This is a genomic window from Roseibium sp. (genome assembly GCF_051016195.1).
In the GTDB taxonomy this organism is placed as follows: domain Bacteria; phylum Pseudomonadota; class Alphaproteobacteria; order Rhizobiales; family Stappiaceae; genus Roseibium.
Window position 1 is genome coordinate 6028326 of the sequence record NZ_CP134616.1, and the last position, 17802, is coordinate 6046127.

General features: G+C 57.7%; 18 protein-coding genes, 1 tRNA gene and 1 pseudogene. 7 read left to right on the plus strand and 13 right to left on the minus strand.

Annotated features, from left to right (window positions below):
* The first annotated feature begins 1 nt into the window (after position 1).
* Both pqqD and pqqE read left to right on the plus strand, forming a co-directional pair.
* On the plus strand, positions 2 to 322 hold the full coding sequence (pqqD, locus tag RDA78_RS27380) for a pyrroloquinoline quinone biosynthesis peptide chaperone PqqD (protein WP_434052907.1): 321 nt from the start codon (positions 2 to 4) through the stop codon (positions 320 to 322).
* Positions 319 to 1449, plus strand: coding sequence for a pyrroloquinoline quinone biosynthesis protein PqqE (pqqE, locus tag RDA78_RS27385; RefSeq protein WP_434052908.1), 1131 nt, complete (start codon positions 319 to 321; stop codon positions 1447 to 1449). The genes pqqD and pqqE overlap by 4 nt, the downstream gene beginning before the upstream one ends.
* On the opposite strand, the gene RDA78_RS27390 is transcribed toward pqqE, so the two are convergent.
* Positions 1446 to 1721 carry a hypothetical protein gene (locus RDA78_RS27390; protein WP_434052909.1) on the minus strand — a complete coding sequence of 92 codons (276 nt, stop codon included), beginning with the start codon at positions 1719 to 1721 and terminating at the stop codon, positions 1446 to 1448. The genes pqqE and RDA78_RS27390 overlap by 4 nt on opposite strands.
* Before the next feature lie 370 nt (positions 1722 to 2091).
* Here RDA78_RS27390 and RDA78_RS27395 point away from each other — a divergent pair, with 370 nt between their 5' ends.
* The 4 genes from RDA78_RS27395 to RDA78_RS27410 all read left to right on the plus strand — a co-directional run bounded on the left by RDA78_RS27395 (position 2092) and on the right by RDA78_RS27410 (position 5405).
* A complete protein-coding gene (locus RDA78_RS27395) occupies positions 2092 to 2574 on the plus strand; it encodes a YHS domain-containing (seleno)protein (RefSeq protein ID WP_434052910.1) in 483 nt (160 codons plus the stop codon).
* A gap of 84 nt (positions 2575 to 2658) precedes the next feature.
* Positions 2659 to 3429: a response regulator transcription factor gene (locus RDA78_RS27400; protein WP_434052911.1), complete on the plus strand. Its 771-nt coding sequence runs from the start codon at positions 2659 to 2661 to the stop codon at positions 3427 to 3429.
* Positions 3426 to 4565, plus strand: a complete 1140-nt coding sequence (locus RDA78_RS27405) for a sensor histidine kinase (RefSeq protein ID WP_434052912.1) — start codon at positions 3426 to 3428, stop codon at positions 4563 to 4565. The genes RDA78_RS27400 and RDA78_RS27405 overlap by 4 nt, the downstream gene beginning before the upstream one ends.
* A 423-nt stretch (positions 4566 to 4988) precedes the next feature.
* On the plus strand, positions 4989 to 5405 hold the full coding sequence (locus tag RDA78_RS27410; RefSeq protein WP_434052913.1) for a universal stress protein: 417 nt from the start codon (positions 4989 to 4991) through the stop codon (positions 5403 to 5405).
* A 131-nt stretch (positions 5406 to 5536) separates the two neighbouring features.
* On the opposite strand, the pseudogene RDA78_RS27415 reads toward RDA78_RS27410, so the two are convergent.
* The 3 genes and pseudogenes from RDA78_RS27415 to RDA78_RS27425 form a co-directional block, all read right to left on the minus strand.
* A pseudogene (locus tag RDA78_RS27415) lies at positions 5537 to 5633 on the minus strand (IS5 family transposase); the annotation flags it as partial.
* Positions 5611 to 7068, minus strand: a complete 1458-nt coding sequence (locus RDA78_RS27420) for a peptide MFS transporter (protein WP_434052914.1) — start codon at positions 7066 to 7068, stop codon at positions 5611 to 5613. The pseudogene RDA78_RS27415 and the gene RDA78_RS27420, both read right to left, overlap by 23 nt.
* 658 nt (positions 7069 to 7726) lie before the next feature.
* On the minus strand, positions 7727 to 8251 hold the full coding sequence (locus tag RDA78_RS27425) for a hypothetical protein (protein ID WP_434052915.1): 525 nt from the start codon (positions 8249 to 8251) through the stop codon (positions 7727 to 7729).
* 470 nt (positions 8252 to 8721) lie between these two features.
* On the opposite strand from RDA78_RS27425, the gene cutA reads away from it, so the two are divergent.
* A complete protein-coding gene (gene cutA / locus RDA78_RS27430) occupies positions 8722 to 9048 on the plus strand; it encodes a divalent-cation tolerance protein CutA (protein ID WP_434052916.1) in 327 nt (108 codons plus the stop codon).
* A gap of 350 nt (positions 9049 to 9398) precedes the next feature.
* Here cutA and RDA78_RS27435 read toward each other — a convergent pair whose 3' ends face one another.
* The 9 genes from RDA78_RS27435 to hisD form a co-directional block, all read right to left on the minus strand.
* Entirely contained in the window at positions 9399 to 10745 is a 1347-nt protein-coding gene (locus tag RDA78_RS27435) for a serine hydrolase domain-containing protein (RefSeq protein ID WP_434052917.1), read from the minus strand.
* A gap of 673 nt (positions 10746 to 11418) precedes the next feature.
* A tRNA-Phe gene (locus RDA78_RS27440) sits at positions 11419 to 11494 on the minus strand.
* Positions 11495 to 12288: 794 nt separating this feature from the next.
* The gene (locus tag RDA78_RS27445; protein WP_434052918.1) at positions 12289 to 13899 is read right to left on the minus strand and encodes a bifunctional metallophosphatase/5'-nucleotidase; all 1611 of its coding nucleotides are present in this window, start codon (positions 13897 to 13899) and stop codon (positions 12289 to 12291) included.
* Between the two features lie 321 nt (positions 13900 to 14220).
* Positions 14221 to 14415 carry a DNA gyrase inhibitor YacG gene (gene yacG, locus RDA78_RS27450; RefSeq protein WP_434052919.1) on the minus strand — a complete coding sequence of 65 codons (195 nt, stop codon included), beginning with the start codon at positions 14413 to 14415 and terminating at the stop codon, positions 14221 to 14223.
* A gap of 40 nt (positions 14416 to 14455) precedes the next feature.
* Complete coding sequence (locus RDA78_RS27455) at positions 14456 to 15082, minus strand: Maf-like protein (protein WP_434052920.1); 627 nt, start codon at positions 15080 to 15082, stop codon at positions 14456 to 14458.
* Between the two features lie 41 nt (positions 15083 to 15123).
* On the minus strand, positions 15124 to 15342 hold the full coding sequence (infA, locus tag RDA78_RS27460; RefSeq protein WP_006939340.1) for a translation initiation factor IF-1: 219 nt from the start codon (positions 15340 to 15342) through the stop codon (positions 15124 to 15126).
* Positions 15343 to 15445: 103 nt separating this feature from the next.
* Positions 15446 to 15829, minus strand: a complete 384-nt coding sequence (locus RDA78_RS27465; RefSeq protein ID WP_434052921.1) for a protein-tyrosine-phosphatase — start codon at positions 15827 to 15829, stop codon at positions 15446 to 15448.
* 74 nt (positions 15830 to 15903) lie between these two features.
* Complete coding sequence (locus RDA78_RS27470) at positions 15904 to 16407, minus strand: UPF0262 family protein (protein ID WP_434052922.1); 504 nt, start codon at positions 16405 to 16407, stop codon at positions 15904 to 15906.
* Between the two features lie 25 nt (positions 16408 to 16432).
* Positions 16433 to 17728, minus strand: coding sequence for a histidinol dehydrogenase (hisD, locus tag RDA78_RS27475; RefSeq protein ID WP_434052923.1), 1296 nt, complete (start codon positions 17726 to 17728; stop codon positions 16433 to 16435).
* Positions 17729 to 17802 lie beyond the last annotated feature (74 nt).

Consider the following 17802-nt stretch of genomic DNA (forward strand, 5'->3'; position numbering starts at 1 on the left):
AGTGACGGCGGCACGCGAACGGACAATCCTGACAACAGACAGTATTCCGGTACTGCCCGCACACGTGCGCCTCGTTTTCAATGAAAAACGCGACAGCTGGGTGGTGCTCGCACCTGAAAAAGTTCTCTGGCCGGACGATATCAGTGTGCTGATCCTGCAGAACTGCAACGGAGGCAGCTCCATTGGGGAGATTGCCGGTGCGCTATCGAAGGAATTCAATGCGCCCCGTTCAGAAATCCTGGGCGATGTCCTGGAGTTTCTCCAGGACTGGAGCGACAGGCTGCTGATCAGGCTCGCCGACCAGACCGGAGATATGCCATGAGCGGCAAAGCCGAAACCCCGCTCGGGCTGCTTGCGGAACTCACACACAGGTGTCCATTGCAATGCGGTTATTGCTCCAATCCGCTTGAACTTCTCAAAGCCGACCGGGAACTGGACACGGCCACCTGGCTCGACGTGTTCAGACAGGCCGCCGACCTCGGCATCCTGCAGGTGCATCTTTCGGGAGGTGAGCCGACACTGAGGCCGGATCTTGAAGACATCATCGCTTGCCTCGCGGCCGACGGCGTTTACACCAACCTGATCACGGCCGCTGTCACGCTTACGGCAGACCGATTGCAGGCTCTCAAGGATGCCGGACTGGATCATATCCAGATCAGTTTTCAGGGTGCGAGCGACGAGACAACGTTCAGGATCGGTCACTACAAGAACGCTTTTGAGAAAAAACGCGAAGCCGCCCATCAGGCGCGTATGCTTGGCCTTCCGCTGACGATCAATGCGCCGATCCACAGGATCAACATCGCGGAAGTCCCGGCATTCGTCGACCTTGCGCTGGAGCTGGATGCAGAACGTCTGGAGATCGCAAATGTGCAGTATTACGGCTGGGCGGAGCTCAACAAGGCGGCCCTTTTGCCCGACCGCGAGCAGGTTGCCGAGCAGATCGACTTCGTAACCCGGGCCCGGGAAGAGCTGACAGGTGTCCTGAACATCGACTTCGTTCCGCCGGACTATTACGCCGATTATCCCAAGCCCTGCATGGGTGGTTGGGCCAAGGACGCCTTCATGATCGCGCCTGACGGCATGATGCTGCCATGCCACGCGGCGCAATCGATCACGAGCCTTAGCTTCGAGAACGTGCGCGACAGATCACTTCAGGCCATATGGGAAGAGTCCGACAGTTTCAATGCCTACCGGGGAATGGACTGGATGTCAGACCGCTGCAAGGCGTGCCCGCGCAGGGACATCGATTTCGGAGGATGCCGCTGCCAGGCGTTCGCCGTCACAGGCGATGCCACTGAAACCGATCCTGCCTGCATCAAGTCTCCGTTCCACGAGGGCCTGACGGCGTTTCCAACCAGCACCAATGTGCAGAAACGCAAGATCAATGCAGGTTTCGGAGGAGGCGGTGCTCCTGTACCGGAGGCGCCGCGCGGACGACCGGGCATCTAAACGCCTCCCGTCTTTCTCTTGGCTGCATCTTCCTGTTGACGCTGCTTGTCCGCGATCTTTTCACGGACGGAAGACAGGTCTCCCTGCGGCGTCTTGGGGTCCTTCGGATCGGGAGGAACGAGTTCCACAAGAACAGGGTTCGGAATGTGGTCCAGCGTCGCCCCGGAAACCGCGCCAACCAGTTCGAAATACTCTCGAATAACGTGCAGAAGGGTTTCATCCGCCCAGTGCTCCGGGACCTTGGCAGCTTCGCCATTCAAAATGATGTTCATTGCAAGCGCCAGATACTGTGTGCACCTGGAAAGATAGGCGTGCCATGGAGCCGTTCTTCAACAAATGCGCCAATCTTCGCGTTGGCCAGGATTGCTGCTGGTTCAAATCCCGGGGGATTGTTTACGGGAAACCAGGCGGATCGGCGAACGCCCTTTGCCGCCCAGAATCGCAAATTCGCCACACGCAAAGCCAAAGGCTCGCTTGCAGTGTGAAGCCGCACAAACGGGATTGCCGGCTGATCCTAACCGAAAGCTAACCCATCACAAACCGCCCCAAAACCCCGCTGAATTATACCCGATGTCCTGGGAAGACGCACGGAAGCACTTCTCGTTCAGAGTTTGTCAAAACACAGATCCAAGGACGTAACCAATGAAGACCTACGGAAAGAACATCGCGGCGGTTTCCATGGCAATGGCCATGAGCTTTATGGCAAATCAGGCGCTCGCCGTTGACGAGCATTACGTCGATGGTGATGCCGTTGTCGGAGGGACCGATGTCGTCGCCTATCACACTGTTGGAGCGCCAACGCCCGGGTCTGCGGAATTTGCGTCTGAGTATCAGGGCGCGACCTGGCATTTTGCTTCCGCGGAGAACAAGGCGCTTTTTGATGCTGACCCCGCGAAATATGCACCGGCCTATGGAGGATGGTGCTCGGCGGGAGCCAGCAAGGGCAAGAAAGTGCCGACCCAACCCGATCTATGGGCCATCGTCGACGGCCAGCTTTATCTCAACAGCAGCCCGGCGGCCCATAACAAGCTCTTCCTCGCCGACACCGAGACCGTTATCTCAAAAGGCGAGTCAAACTGGAAAGTGATATTCGCCACCTCCCGCGAAGCGCTTCTGGAACAATAGGGTTTTGCCGCGTGCGCCGGCGTCCGGTTGATGCCGGCGCATCCCCAATCAACTTGTTGTCTCCGGAACGTTATTGGACGCACCATGCAAACAATTGCACCCTGCTTCCTGTCCAAGAACGCATCCGGGAAGGTGGGTGACATCGCTGCCAAGGCAAAAATTCTTGTGGTCGAAGACGATGAGAACATTCTCAATCTTCTGAGCGCCTATCTTGAAAGTGCAGGCCACGAAGTCGTCGAGCACCAGGATGGTTTGACAGGCTACAAGGCGGCCCTGACCGATACATTCGACTTCTGTATCTTCGATGTCATGCTGCCGCACAGATCCGGGACTGAGATTGTCGAGGCAATGCGCTCGCAAGGCATCCAGACACCTGTCCTGTTGCTGACGGCACTCGGCGCGGAAAGCAATGTGCTCCAGGGCTTTGCAGCCGGGGTGGATGACTATGTCGTCAAACCCTTCTCCCCACGCGAACTGGTTGTCCGCATTCAGGCAATCCTGCGCCGCAGTCAAATGCCCACGGCGTGCCGGGATGATGTGGTCGAAGTCGGACCGCTGAAACTGGACCTCGATCAGCCGACCTGCAGCCTGTGTGGCCGGACGATCGCGCTGACCCCATACGAGCACAAAATTCTGCGGCGCCTTCTGGAGCAACCGAGCCGCGTCTTGTCGCGAGGCCAGCTCATCGCGCTTCTTTATGGGAATGATGCCGCCGTCGGGCCGAAGGCAATAGATGTTCACGTCCACAATCTGCGCACCAAACTTGGAGACGAAACCGGCTCGATGATCGAAACGGTGCGCGGTTTTGGCTACCGGTTCGCGGCCACAGCGGACCTGGAGCGCATGATATCGTGAGACACCGCCTGGACCGGTTGCCCTGGTTGACGCTTCAGATGATTGCGGCGAACACTGCGATTGTTCTCATGCTCGGCGTTGCCTGGTACTGGCTTTTCCTTGGCCAAAGCACAACCTACTCCGATCGCCTGATGTCAACATTCAACATCGAGCCCGGCCAGGTTCATGCCATGTTCGTGGACGAAGTCGAACGTCAACTCTGGACAAGCATCTCTGTCGGACTGGTGTTCGCTGTCGCCGCGTCCGTTGGAGTGACGCTGCTGATTGTCCGCCCGCTTGGCGTGCTTGCCCGAACCACGGAACGGTTGAGGCAAGGTGATTACAGCGTTCGCGCAAAGACCCAGTCCGGAGAGGTCGGGAGGCTGGCAGACACGGTCAACGCGCTTGCCGCGGCACTGCAGCAGGAAGAAGAGCGCCGCGCACGTTATCTCGCTGATCTCGGACACGAATTGCGGACGCCGATCACCAGCCTGCGCGGCTACACCGAGGGCTTGGAGGACGGTGTGTTTCAAGCCGACGCGAAGTTCTTTTCGCTCATGTCGGATGAGCTCAATCACCTGACGACACTGACCCATTCCATTGAGGCCTTGGACCTCTCGCCAGAGGATGAAAACGCCTCGTGCCAGGACGTCAGCGTGCAGTTTGTTCTGGAAGATCTGCGGCGTCGTTGGGAGACCCAGTTTCAGGCAAAGGGCCTTCAGCTGAGTGTGCAGGTCAACGATGCGCTGGCCGACAGATCGCTTGCCCTATCTGGGCAATCCTTGCGCCACATTGTCGATAACCTGATGTCGAACATGCTGCGATACGCCGACCCGGACGCGGAATGCTGCATCGCTTTTTCAAAACATGCGCCGCAATGGATAGAGATCTCATTCAGAAATGGCGCTCGGAACTTGCCCGCCCAGGATGTTCCTTTCCTGTTTGACCGTTTTTTTCGCGTGTCGCACAGCCGGACGCGGGGACGCAACACCCATTCCAGCGGGCTTGGCCTTTCCATCGTGAAGCAGCTCTGTCTTGGCAGCAACGGCTCGGTTCGCGCCGAGATGCAGGACGGCATATTGAGCCTGGTCGTCCGGCTTCCCCTTTCGGAGACAGCGCCTGCGATCGACCGGGAAGTTTCCCTGCACGGCAGCTGATCTTTCGTGCTGCCATTCTGCAATTCTGCAATTCTAATACCGGCGCCGAAAGACGGCCCTGTCCCGCTGAGTGGTCCGCTATGGTTTCTTGTGGGTTTCAGCGCGCTCTATCGCATCGAACCAAGACCCGATCGCCCGATGCGACCCGCTCGTCGGACGAGGGTACGGACCCATAAATGAGCCTGTACCCCAGCAATGCCAATCGGCGTGGATGGATCAAAGAGCCCCGGAACATGCTCGTGTGGCCGAGGACCGATTCTGAGGCCTGCTACAGCCAAGAGATTTGCTTCCGGCGACTGGACGTGATTACCCTTTCCGGAATGCTGCGGGCGGAATGATCCGGCCCGATCTGCAGGCTCAGGTTCCTTGCTTCGGCGGTGTGCGCAAAGCGCCTATGCAGACCTGTAACCAGGGACAAAAACGATGTTCAAGCATATCATGGCGCCGGTTGATCTGGCGCATGTCGAAAAACTGGGTGCCGCGCTGGACTGCGCCGCTGATCTTGCAAAACACTACGGCGTTCCCGTTGTCTACGTGGGTGTCACGTCATCCCAGCCCAGTGAAGTGGCGCATAATCCTGACGAGTTCGCACACAAACTCGGCGCGTTTGCCGCGGCAGAAGCAACCCGGCACGGCATAGAGACGTCGGCATATGCCACGATCGCGCATGATCCGACGCTTGAGATCGACGATGCGCTGATGCGGGCCATCAGCAAAACCGGCTCCGATCTCGTCATCATGGCAAGCCACGTGCCGAATGTCATTGACCATATCTGGCCGTCAAACGGCGGAAAACTTGCCAAATACGCGAAATGCTCGGTGATGGTCGTGCGGGCGTGAGTTTCATTTGACGCGCGGCATCGCGATCGTATCCCATGTCGGCAAGAAACAGTCGGGGCTTGCTGCAAGGCATCTCCAGAAAGGCGGGGCACTCTCCTCCGAGATCTCGCTGCCTGTCAGGACAAACCCGAGAGGGCCTCCTTGACCGTCTGCTCTGGCGTGGATTTTCGTCGCAAAGCCACCGCGTGATCGGCCAAAAGCCTCCTCACGTGTCCCCTTTGGTGTCGTCCGTTGCATCGCGCCATCGGGCAATCACCGGCAGCAGTGCAATCAGCAATAGACCGGTGGCCAGGGCGAGCAGGCCATAGTCGAGAAACGCCGCCTGGCTTGTCGTCACTTTGCCGGCCGGCTCGGTATCCTCGGGAACCGCCGCGAGCTTCGCAAGTAGGCCACTGCCGTAGTTTCCAAGCGCGTGAGTCATGAACCACATGCCCATGGCAAAGCCCATCAACTCACGGGTGGCGAGGCGACTTACCATGGAGAGTCCGATTGGCTCAACCAAAAGCTCCGCGACACTGAACAGCAAAAAGAAAACTATCAGCCACAGGGGTGATACCAGCCCGCCAGCACCCGCAGGCGCCAACGCAAGCGAGCAATAGGCCGCACCGAGCAGCAGAAGTCCGAAGGCGAACCTGACGCTTTCGGACGGCGTTATGTCACGCCCCGCGAGCCGGAACCACAAGATCGACATCAGTGGCGCACCGATGATGATGACGAGCGAATTGAGCGACAGGAAAGAACTCGACGGGATCTCGAAGCCCATGACAGTCCGATCGACTCCCTGAGCGATGAAGAGCAGGATCGTATCGGCATCCTGGTTGTAGACCGCCCAGAAAATGACACCGAAGGCAAAGAGCATCAGCATGACAAGCGCACGCTGCCGGCTTTTTGCATCCAGGCGCAGAACCGCAAAAAGGAAAAAACCAAAAACCGCGGCGCAGACGACAGCGATGGTCTCGCCGGCGGCAAAGGCATGAAACAGGAGTAAGTTGCTGAGCACGACCAGAGCGATTGTACCGACCGCAAGCCACAAAAGGTTTGGGAGCCCGGCAAAGTCTGCCCGCATCAGCGGCCGGTCAGCAGGTGCGGCACCGAGATTGTGAAACACGCGACCACCCGCCAGCAGCGCAGCAAAAGCGAGCAATTTACCGAGCCCGGCGACGAGGAAGGCTGTGTGGTAGCCGAAGTCGCGCGACAGAAGCCCCGCGCCAAGTGCCGCGCCGCCGGCACCGATATTGATGCCCATGTACAAAAGCGTGTAGCCGCTGTCGCGCCGGGGATCGTCCTTTTCGTAAAGCAGGCCCAAAAGGCTGGAGACGCTGGGCTTGTAATAGCCATTGCCGACCAGCAGCGCGGCCAGGCCGACAAACGCAGCTGCCTTCACGCCGGTGGCGAGAAGCAGGCTGCCGCTGGCCATGATGGCAAGACCGATGAGTGTTGCCGCGCGGAAACCGAGCAAGCGGTCAGCGATGATGCCGCCGGCAAAGGTCGTCGAATAGATCAGCGCCGTATAGGTGCCATACAGCAGCGACGCTTCGACCTCGGAAAAGCCAATCCTGCTGACGGCATAGGGAACAAGGAGAAATACGGCCGTATAAAAGCCGTAGCGCTCACACAGTTCAACGAGGAAGAGAAGGTAAAAGCCTTTGGGCTGCGGCGTCATGGTGGCGGGACTCGGCGGGCGTTTGAATTTCGGCTCCGTGAGTCGGGACGAAAGTACCAACCTTTGAATGGGATCGTTACAGGGTTTCGGTGCGATTCGGCGAACCGCCTTCTTCCTATCCGCCAACTGGGCCCTGAAAGCGTCATGTGCCTGCCCACCTCCCTGCAGAACAGAAAAACTAAAAGCGGTCAATCAGACCGCCTAACCATATGGCAGTTTGGCCCGCCTGCGTAGCTTCCGTTCACCTCGAACGCAGCGGACGACTGCTTCCTGCCCAAACGTGACCTGGTCGAAAACGGTCCGGAGCGGACGTTGTATCCTCCGCCGACGAACTTCCGCTTTGCGCCCACATTTCGGAAGTTCAGCAAGTTAGGACAAGAACCCGAAAACCGACATTCATTCAGAATGCAGCGAAAGCGAAGAGAGGGCGGAATGAAGACATTTGCTGCGGTCTGAGTGCGTGTCCGGTGGATCGACAATGCGGCTGTTCAGGCGATCCTTTCCGATGACTGTCGCCACAACTTGCGGCCACGTGACCGATATCACCAAGCATCCAAGTCGGGGTTGCAGCGGAAACCGAAGTGCATCTTCAAAAAACCTGAATTTTTCAATTTACTCTCTCGCGCAACCAAAAGCTCGATCATTCAGTTTCTCGAATTCATCCGGGAAACACGTATCCATCGCTGACCTTGCAGTTTTCGTTCTTTATTCTTGTTCCAACGTCTTTTATCTCAGATTCTTTCATTATTGTTGTAATTACAGAATAATCACAAGAATCTCCCGTCACCGCAATTATTTCGCGAATATTTAGATTTTCGACCTGGGTATCTAGTATCACCCTGTTTTCCGAGAGCGTGTATTTCTCCATGCCAGCGGATCCATTTTCATTCCATTGCCCAAATAAACGAGCTTTTACCTTCTTCGGCGCGGTGAAGACAAAGATCTTTAATCCATCTTTCGAAATATAGAATTTTCTGAAAAGACCTGAATACTCGTTCGTTGCGCACTGGTCCGTGCAAACGGTAACCGCTGAGTCAAAAACAAAATCAACAGATTTGCCGCAGATGTCACACGCAAGTCCAACACTTGGCGAAACGAGCAGGAAAACCATGCCGGTGACAAAATACAGCGCTTTGACTATGCCATTCCTCATCTCGATACACCTCAAGTGAAGTGTAGACATCAAGCGGCATATCCCCAACGACAAATTCTGCAGGGTCATGTTGATTTCGGATGTGCACGAAATCATCGCATCTTCCATCCGATGCACGGCTTCTTTGTCGACCTGCGGCAAACGTTCGCTGGGAGCCGCAACGAAGGCGTCCGGCCGAGGACAGGGCGTGGACGAAATCGGGCATTACGGACCTAAGCGGACGTTCGTCGTAGACAAGAACAATGCCCGCTATGCGCCGTGACTACCCTTCGATCAAAGGTCCGACAGGTTCACAAAATCGGCTATCTGACTCAATTGTAACGACAGTTCGGTCTTGCACACCGATCGGGAGCCGTAGAATGTCTAAGACGGTAGTGCAAAGCGGACGTCCATCATCGACAGGTGCGCCACCGCAGAGACCGGCAAGACCTAACCAGTCATTGGGATTGACCTAACCGATCTGTCTGCGCCTGCAGCCAACGCCTTGGAAGGAGGCACTTATGAGTGAAAGCCGGCTTTTCTTCGTGATTGTCAATTGCCCAAGCGAAGACGTCGCCCTGCAGATTGGCAGGGCAGCAATCGAGAGTGGCCTGGCCAAGGCTTTCAATATCTCCGCGCCCATGAAAACTGGCTACCTGTGGCAAGGACAGTACACGGAAAATGTCGAGTACCAACTGCTCTTTAAAATCGAAGAAGCGAGCAAAGCGCCTTTGTTTGAGTTGGCGAAGAAAATGCATCCTTTCGAGGTTGCGGCTATTAAGGCGCTGCCGATTACCGATACAGATCCGGACTATTTGGCATTTGTATTGGACCGTAACCCGAGATGATCGACTGAACAGCTTAGTGTAGGGCGCACGGATGACGATGTGTCCGCGTGGTTGCGGCAAAGCAACGCGACGGCTGCCGAGCATCATTCGATTTGATTGGGGAGGGCCAGGGCGGTGCTGCGGTGCGCCGTGAGTGGATCGCAGGCGTTTACCAGTGAGCCCCGGGACCGTTTCCCAACATGGTCATTTTCGGCCTGGAGCGGACGTTGGTGTGAACCTCAGCGAAGGACCGGAACGAGCCCAACCTTGCCAACTTGCTGCTCTGCAACGAACGTCGGTTTCCACCATCGCACTGCGCATCACTGGACGAGCCAGCTGTGACGTGCGCTTTAAATCCCTGCAAGACCTATTCAGCGGAACAACTGCTTGACGATCTCGCGAGCGTAGGCGTGGACCCAAACTTCTGCTTGGTAAGACGAGGAGTAGTAGACCACCACTGTATCGGTTTCCGGTGATACATAGAGGCACTGACCCGTCCGTCCCGACTTGTACAGATCTCCATCCGGGAACACGGCATCCCACTGGTAGGAGGCGCCAAAGCCACCTTCGCCAAAGTCGTTGAGGAGGCGCTTGCTCATGTAATCCTCACCATAGATTTCGGGTTCAGCGGCGGCTTTGGCTTTTGCGAAGTAGTCTTTTGAAACCACACGCTCCCCCGCAACCACGTCCCAGCTAGGTGTGAAGAGCATTCCGAATCGTGCCAGATCCCGAAGTCGTGCAGCGAAAGCGCCCGGCGAAGAGGGCTCACCGCCGACGGTGAGACCCAAAACACCAACCCCCTCCATGCCCGCCTTGCTCCAGATACGCTCGGTGACCAGGTCTTCGAAAGGTTTCCCGGTCACGCTTTGCAGGATCAGCGTCGTGACGTAGGTATTGAGCGATGCGTATTCAAACCGACTGCCAGGCTCCACATTAGTCTCTACACTTTTCAGCGCATCCATAAGTGACAGACCATCGGGAATATTCGGATCCCCAAAGCCAATTGCGTAAAAAAGACTGACTGGATGATCTGGTGAGCTGCCCAGTCGACTTTCACTTATGTCGAGACCAGATCGCTGATGCAGGACATCGGCAACTTTGATGTTGGCCCACGGTGTGTCTCCAAGCTCCGGCACGTATTGAGAAACAGGTGCGTCAAGGTCGATGAGGCCCTCCTTGCTTGCCATGAACGCGAGCGTGCCGACCAGAATCTTGGTGGCGGATGCCCAAAGATGATTGTCCCAATCGCGGATACCGATGTACTCTTCGAAAACGATTTTTCCCTCGTGAATGACCGCAATTGCTTTTAACCGGGACCTTTCATCCTGCATCATCTCATTCAAAGTCATCGTGCCAAGAATAGTGGTGGCCCTGACATCGCCAATTTCGGGCATCAGCTGGTACTCGAGTTCCGAGACGGGTCCGTATCGATGCACAATAGCGGTGGGAAGGTTTTCACTCAGGCGAGACGCTGCATAATTACCGGCATTGTGCGACGTCGTCAGAGTTTCCCCGTCGTAGGCTTGCCGGTAGCTTTGGCTCTGCTCAGCAGAAAAGCCTTCTCGTCCCTCACTTACGGAGAGCAGATCATCCGGTATTGTGTAGTCCGAACGCTCCGGAGTGGTTTCCTGCGCAATCGCTGAATTCACGACCAAGATTGTGCCGAAGAACAACCAGAGAAGAAGTCGGTGGTGCCGCCGAAGATTTAATGCTTTCATACTCTTACCCGAAATACATGTATCACCCGGTGGCAATCAACAATGATTCACACAAGGTGCGCGCGACTCGCCGTTTCGGCGAAGTGATCCGTTCGCTAACACTTTCTTGGTAGGTCACCAATATGTCAATGAAATGCACAACCATATTGTCCGCGATTGATACGACTCTGGTTCTAAGCTGCGGACACCATGATTGTTGTTGTGCTTCGGGTGATCAACCGCATTGATGACCTCGCTAGCTCTCCGGCATGTAAAAGCTACGTGAAGCTCTCCGAAGATCGACCAGCTTTCGAAAGGGTCCTTGCCGACTAGATAGCTCACTTCACCGAAGCTGACCCTTGGTTATTCGCGATGAATGGCAACTTCGTCCCGCATCCCGGTCATTTGCTCTGATCCCAACGAACGGCTGCTTTTGGGAACAACAGGACAATAGTCGAACGACCCAAATGGCGGCGCAATGCGGACTGGCCGCACATTCCAAGACCAGTCCGGAAATTATGGGGCCGTGAGGGGATCCGCAGTGACCTGCTCCCCTGAATGTTCCTCGTTTTGAGGTTAGTCTGTTCCCATTCAAAGGGGGAGGATCAGTGTGTCGCTATGAGCAGCAGAATCCTCTAACTCATTGAATTTTATAAGTTCGGTGTGTGCTATGAGAAGGTATGTAGAGGGTAAATGGTGCCCAGAGGCGGAATCGAACCACCGACACGCGGATTTTCAATCCGCTGCTCTACCAACTGAGCTATCTGGGCGCGCTTGCAGATGAATGGAGCGGTGCTCCGTTCGTTGAAAGCCCGGTCCTTATAGAGGCTCGCTCAGACCTTGTCCAGCATTCCGGCAAAGTTTTTTGAGCTTGATGAGCGATGTGGATGGCATCGCCCGCCGAAGGCCTCAAGACGCTGAAAAACATGACCTTTCCGCGACTTATCGGGGCGTCTCGCAAAGCAGGATTCTGACACCGCACGAGCGTCAATGCCACCCTGCCCCCGGCTCGCGCCGGGCTGGGCCGGTTTCTCGCTCACACCGCCGCGTCACGAAGTGCAGAACACCGCGCGGGCTTGAAGGATAGACCGCCCGTTCAGGTCTTGCTGCCAATCCTTCGAGACAGCGCGCGCGCTTCCTCAGGATGAAGCCGCGTGGGGAACAGGGACCGCAAATTCGCCCCCGCTCAGTCAAATCCAGACTTGATCAGGCAAGCCATGCCTTTGACTTTCAAAGACTAACGGCCACCCGAGAAAAACCCGGACGAGCGCCGGGCGGAGAACCGGGGCCAGAGGACCCGAAGTGCCGGGACAGACTTTCAGGAACCGGCGGCCTGTGCCTCTCCGATCCCGGTTCGCACTCTGCGGCGCCCGGGATGACGATGGAGAGGTGAACCCTCCAGATTTGAGAACACGGAGTCCAGTCCTTTGCCAATGCATCAGATCAACGACACATCGGCGCGACGAACCGGCACCCTGGCCAGGCCAATCGCAGGAAACCGGCACTGCAAAAAAAGCGCGTCGTCGTGCGGCGCGCTTTCGTTATCCGGCAAAGACCGGGTTGTTTACTGCTCGGTGATCCGGCCGTCGGTGAAGGGCGCATAGCCGCCCTTTGCGGCAATGTAATCCGCCACGACGACTTCCAGGCCCGGGCCAAAGTCATAAGCGTTCATGCCGTTTTCGGCGAAGACCTTGTAGCCGTCACCACCGCCACGCATGTAGTTGTTGGACACAACGCCATAAACCTTGTCAGGATCAAGCGGAACCCAGTTGCCGTCTTCCATGACCTCCACCAGCAGGACACGGCCTGCGCCGGGGTCCTTCTTGCGGGTCCAGGAATATTTGATGCCGGAAACCTGCGGGAAGCGCCCTGCGCCCTCCTCGACCTGGGAGACACCGTTTTCCAGCGCGGCCACAACGTCCGATCCCTTCAGCTGGAAGGTGGACAGCGTGTTCTGGAACGGCAGCACGGTCAGCACTTCACCCATGGTGACTTCGCCACCGTCAATGGAGGCGCGCAGACCGCCGCCGTTCTGGATCGCGATCTGGACGCCCTGGTCTTTCACGCGGTCAAGCATCGCATCGGCCACGAGATTGCCCATCTGGCATTCTCCGGCGCGGCAAGAGCCCCTGTCGCCGTCGATCGCGCCTTCACTTGAGCCGATGACCTTGGCCTTCAGTTCCTCGATCGGCGCTGCAAGTTCGGCAACACGCGCCGCAAAGCCTTCATCCGGCGTCACGGAGGCATCCAGCAGAATGGGCTCGCCTTCAGCCTTCAGGAGATTTCCGTAATCGTCCCAGGTCACGTCCAGCTCGCCCAGGAACTTGCCGTAAGCATAGGCCTGGACAATCGGCACTTCGTTGCCGTCAGGGTTCGTCACCATGACCGGATAAGGCCCGGACGCGCGTTCCTGGGTATTGGAGAGAAGTGTGTGCGAATGTCCGCCAACGATCACGTCGATGCCGGGAACCGCTGCCGCGATTTCCATGTCGCGGGACAGGCCCATATGGGTCAGCGCGATAATCTTGTTAATGCCGGCGGCCTCCAGGCCCTCAACAGCGCCCTTCAGGTAGTCTTCGGCCTGGATGAAGCGGACATTCTCGCCCGGCGAGGACGTTTCGGACGTGTCCTCGGCAAGCGCGGAGACAATGCCGATCTTCTCGCCGCCCCGCTCCAGGATGACGATCCCCGGAACCTTGCCCTTCAAGGCCGGATCGGCGCTCACATCGATGTTGCCCGAAATGACCGGAAACTCGGCCTTGTCGATGAATTTCGCCAGGACTTCGGGACCATCATCAAACTCGTGATTGCCGACCACCATGGCATCGAGACCAAGGCCGTTGGCAAATTCCACTGCGGCGTCGCCCTTGTAGGTGGTGTAGAAGAGCGAGCCCTGGAACTGGTCGCCGGCATCGACAACGACCACATTCCTGCCCTCGGCTTCAAGCTCCGCGCGTCGCTGGTCGAGCATGGTCTTGATCCGGGCAATGCCGCCGAAACACTTGCCTTCTGCCTCGTCCTCGGCACCACAGGTGGAATCGTACTTGTTGATCGATTCAATGCGTGAATGCAGATCGTTCAGATGCAAAATGGAAAGTGAATAGTCGGCGTATGCCGCCGTCGACAGTCCTGTCGACAGACACAGCGCCGAAGCGATCAGAAAACGGTTCTTCATCGGACCCTCGCCCTTGATTCTGTTTGTTTGCTCAGAGGCACCTGCGCCTCACGGTCCCGCGACCCGACGCCGTATCGCAACCACGCCTTCCTTGCGTGCAATCTCTGCGATGACCGGGAGTTGGGGACCGACTGGCCGGTGAAGGCAAATCTTCGAACAGATTTCCTGCAACCGCAAGCGGTCTTGCCGGAATGTGGGAAATAAATTTAGCCAGATAATTTCTGCAGCAGAATGAAAGGCATAGTGCGCACTGCTTCAGCGGGCGGTGCCGCGCTTTCTGAACGACGGCCGGGTCACCTGAAGGGGTCCCGGCACGCAAGGTCACTCTTCCGGAAAGTTGCTTTCATCGATATCGTCGGTTTCCACGACAGGGATCGTATAGCCTTCGGTAAACCAGCGGTTCAGGTCGATCTTCGCACACCGGTCCGAGCAGAAGGGATAGTCCTCCCGCGTGGACAGCTTCGAACAGATCGGACACGGGCGCATGCGGCGTTCTGATGTCTTGTTGTCACTCACGGATTTGTGCCTCGTTCTGGCCCCGTCACCGGGGCAAACGTCAGGCTGCGGCGGTGGCCCAGCCCTGGTGCACCGGGTACCCGGCCGCAGTCAAGAGATTGACGGTCTCGACCAACGGCAAGCCGACCACGGAGGGATAAGATCCCACGAGCTTGACCACGAAACTGCCTGCCAGCCCCTGGATCGCATAACCGCCAGCCTTGCCGCGCCATTCTCCGGATGCAATGTAATCATCGACATCCTTGCGCGACAGGCGTTTGAAACGAATGCGTGTTTCAACCAGCTTGGACCGCACCTTGCCGTTTGCTTCGGCAACGGCGACGCCGGTGAAAACACGATGGCCCCTGCCGGAAAGCATTGAGAGGCACATGAGTGCCTGCTCGGTCAGTTCCGCTTTGGGCAAGGCGCGCCTGCCAACCGCCACGACCGTATCGGCGGCGAGCACGAGGCCGCCCTGCGTCTCATCCAGGGCATCGGCGGACTGGCGCACGGTTTCCGCCTTCGTCCTTGCGAGTCTCAGCGCGAGAGACCGCGGCGTTTCGTGCTTCCTGGGTGTTTCATCGATGTCCGCCGGCATGAGATGATCGGGTTCAAGGCCGATCTGCTGCAGCAGCGCAAGGCGGCGCGGAGATGCAGAAGCCAGAATGAGCTGAGGAGCATCGGTCATGTGAGAAGGAACCTTGCAGCCGGCATCACACCGCGGACCCGCTATTTGAAGCGGTAGGTGATCCGCCCCTTGGTGAGGTCATAAGGGGTCATTTCAACAAGAACCTTGTCGCCCGCCAGCACGCGGATACGGTTCTTGCGCATGCGCCCGGCGGTGTGGGCGATAATCTCGTGATCGTTTTCCAGTTTTACGCGGAACGTTGCATTGGGCAACAGCTCCGTTACGACGCCCGGAAACTCCAGAGCTTCTTCTTTGGCCATTTGATATCCTGATTAAAGCGGGCCCTGCCCGCGGGTGCCGGGGAAACTAACGGATTAGCAGGCGAAAGTGAACCTTTCTTTCGGTTCCTTACAAAAAAGAAATTCAGTCTGCCGCGGTCGGTGACCAGTCGAGGCGTTTCTTGATGCGCATCATCAGTTGATCGCGTACGGCGCGGTATTCATTCAGGATCTGCTCGCGGCTTCCGGTTGCCAGCGTCGGGTCGAGTGTCGGCCAGTATTCCACGTCCACGGCCTCGGTGCGGGTCATCTCAAGGGCCTTGTGGTGGGCTTCGGGCGCAAGCGACACAATCAGGTCAAAGCCGGACTCGTCCAGACCCTCGAACGTCTTTGGCTGATGCCGGCTCATGTCGATACCGATTTCCGACATCACCGCATCCACGAAGGGGTCGGTCTTGCCCTCGCGCACGCCTGCCGACCGGACATAGATCCTGCCGGGGAACAGCTTGTGCGTCAGGGCTTCGGCCATGGGGGAGCGAACGGAATTCATCCCGCAGGCAAAAAGAACCGCAGTCGGACGGAGGCCCGGCCCGGTCACCTGTGTCAGCCTTTCCAGTGGAGGGCATAAACGAGTGTGAACAATCGCCTAGCCGTTTGCATGTCCACTTCGATCTTTCCTTCCAGGCGCTCCATCAGGATCGTGGAACCTTCGTTGTGAACACCCCTGCGCCCCATGTCGATCGCCTCGATCTGGCTGGGCGTGGCATGGCGGATCGCCTCGTAGTAGCTCTCGCAGATCAGGTCGTAATCCTTGACGATCTTGCGCAGCGGCGTGAGCGACAGGACGTGCGTAACGACATCCTGCTCATTTTCCGTCTTGATTCGAAAAACGAGCCGCTTTTCGACAACAGCGAGGTTGAGAACGTATTTTGTCGCCGGATGCCCCACGGGCTGGAAGCTATTTTCCTCGATGAGATCGTAGATCGCGACGGCGCGATCGTGCTCCACTTCCGGTGTCGAACGCGCGATCGAGGCTTCGTCCAGAACAACGTCAACCAACCGCCCTCCGGCGGATTGCGAACTGGTGTCCGGTTGCGAATCGCTCATGTGCGAGAAACCTCTTAACTCCCGATTACATGTTCAACCTGATGGAAACAGAGCGCGCATGCGCCGACAAGCCCTCAGATTCGCCCAGCGTTATCGCTGCCGGGCCAAGTGCCCGCAGGTTATCCGCATTACACTTCAGGATCGAGGTGCGTTTGACAAATTCCAGAACGGAAAGACCTGAGGAAAACCGCGCAGAGCGCGCCGTCGGCAGCACGTGATTGGATCCGCCGACATAGTCCCCGATCGCCTCGGGCGTATAGTGCCCAAGGAACACCGCCCCGGCGTTGCGGACCTTTTTCAACAGGTCTTCGGGGTCGGCAACCGCCAGTTCCAGGTGTTCGGGAGCAATCCGGTTGGCGAGCGGCATGGCCGCATCCAGATCTTCGACCACGATAATGGCGCCGAATTCGTCCCAGCTTGCCCGCGCAACCTCTTCGCGCGGCAGGGTCTTCAGTTGAGCCTCGACGGCTTTTTCGACTTCTCGCGCCAGATCCGCGCTGTCGGTGATCAGGATCGACTGGGCCGCCGTGTCGTGTTCGGCCTGGGCGAGCAAATCGGCAGCGATCCAGTCCGGGTTGTTCTCAGCGTCCGCGACGACCAGTACCTCGGAGGGTCCGGCGATCATGTCTATGCCGACAGTGCCGAAAACGCGGCGCTTGGCGGCGGCAACATAGGCATTTCCCGGGCCGACGATCTTGGCGACCGGGGCAATAGTTTCGGTGCCGAAGGCCAGCGCGGCAATCGCCTGCGCACCGCCGATGCGGTAGATTTCGGTAACACCGGCAACCTTGGCGGCCGCAAGAACGAGCGGGTTCAGAACCCCGTCAGGGCTGGGCACGACCATAACGATGCGCTCCACGCCCGCAACACGGGCCGGAACGACATTCATGAGTACTGAACTCGGATAGCTCGCAAGACCTCCCGGCACATAGACGCCGACCGCCTCGATCGCAGTCCAGAGCGACCCGAGTTCCACGCCAAGCGCATCCTCATAGCGGTCGTCCTGCGGCATCTGGCGCGCATGGTGTGCGCTGATCCGGTCATGCGCGAGTTGCAAGGCTTCCAGCGTTTGAGCCGGAACCTCGCCGACCGCCCGGTCTACTTCCTCTTCGGAAACGGTCAGGGCCGCCATGTCAGCCGCGTCGAGCCTGTCGAATTTCGCGGTAAAGTCCAGAACCGCCCGGTCGCCGTTTTTGCGGACTGCCTCGATGATGTCCCGCACGACAAGGTCAACGTCTTCCGACACTTCGCGTTTGGACGACAAAAGCGCCTCGAACCGCGCTTCAAAGCCGGCTTCAGTTTTGTTCAGGCGATGGACCACGCGCGGCTCCATAATGGTTTCAGAGTTTGTTTGTGGCGTGCTGGCGAAACAAAGCGCCGGCCGCGACCGGCGAT

Coding starts and splice junctions, on each gene's coding strand:
- pqqE (WP_434052908.1), top strand. CDS start 319: ATGAGCGGCAAAGCCGAAACCCCGCTCGGGCTGCTTGCGGAACTCACA.
- RDA78_RS27390 (WP_434052909.1), bottom strand. CDS start 1,721: ATGAACATCATTTTGAATGGCGAAGCTGCCAAGGTCCCGGAGCACTGG.
- RDA78_RS27395 (WP_434052910.1), top strand. CDS start 2,092: ATGAAGACCTACGGAAAGAACATCGCGGCGGTTTCCATGGCAATGGCC.
- RDA78_RS27400 (WP_434052911.1), top strand. CDS start 2,659: ATGCAAACAATTGCACCCTGCTTCCTGTCCAAGAACGCATCCGGGAAG.
- RDA78_RS27410 (WP_434052913.1), top strand. CDS start 4,989: ATGTTCAAGCATATCATGGCGCCGGTTGATCTGGCGCATGTCGAAAAA.
- RDA78_RS27420 (WP_434052914.1), bottom strand. CDS start 7,068: ATGACGCCGCAGCCCAAAGGCTTTTACCTTCTCTTCCTCGTTGAACTG.
- RDA78_RS27425 (WP_434052915.1), bottom strand. CDS start 8,251: ATGTCTACACTTCACTTGAGGTGTATCGAGATGAGGAATGGCATAGTC.
- cutA (WP_434052916.1), top strand. CDS start 8,722: ATGAGTGAAAGCCGGCTTTTCTTCGTGATTGTCAATTGCCCAAGCGAA.
- RDA78_RS27435 (WP_434052917.1), bottom strand. CDS start 10,745: ATGAAAGCATTAAATCTTCGGCGGCACCACCGACTTCTTCTCTGGTTG.
- RDA78_RS27445 (WP_434052918.1), bottom strand. CDS start 13,899: ATGAAGAACCGTTTTCTGATCGCTTCGGCGCTGTGTCTGTCGACAGGA.
- RDA78_RS27455 (WP_434052920.1), bottom strand. CDS start 15,082: ATGACCGATGCTCCTCAGCTCATTCTGGCTTCTGCATCTCCGCGCCGC.
- infA (WP_006939340.1), bottom strand. CDS start 15,342: ATGGCCAAAGAAGAAGCTCTGGAGTTTCCGGGCGTCGTAACGGAGCTG.
- RDA78_RS27465 (WP_434052921.1), bottom strand. CDS start 15,829: ATGGCCGAAGCCCTGACGCACAAGCTGTTCCCCGGCAGGATCTATGTC.
- RDA78_RS27470 (WP_434052922.1), bottom strand. CDS start 16,407: ATGAGCGATTCGCAACCGGACACCAGTTCGCAATCCGCCGGAGGGCGG.